We start from the raw sequence: 255 nt of genomic DNA on the forward strand, positions 1-255 counted from the left end.
CTGTTATTGTAGCTACTATAGGATCAATCTTCTCCCGATTCTTTTCCTTATCCAATCTAATAAGATCGTTAAATCGAACAGTAACAGCATTATTTATCGACATTGTTAATAAAGGGTTGTTGCTATGTAATATTCTTCTATCAATCACACACAATCGAAAATCAACTGCTGGCTGAGAAACAACCGTAGCCTTTTGCCTAACTTCTATTTGTTCATACTCTTCAAGTTCATTCAAGACAGTCTGAGCTAAAGCAG

The 255-nt window shown here is 35.3% G+C and carries 1 protein-coding gene; it reads right to left on the reverse strand.

The genetic code is table 11. The features are described from left to right. Positions 1–235: terminase TerL endonuclease subunit (locus tag R0J88_RS21700; RefSeq protein WP_410901133.1), on the reverse strand; the 235-nt coding region annotated here is incomplete at its 3' end. Positions 236–255: the final 20 nt, after the last annotated feature.

Origin of the sequence: Pseudoalteromonas sp. SIMBA_162, assembly GCF_046535955.1 — a bacterium.
Taxonomy (GTDB): Bacteria; Pseudomonadota; Gammaproteobacteria; order Enterobacterales; family Alteromonadaceae; genus Pseudoalteromonas; species Pseudoalteromonas marina.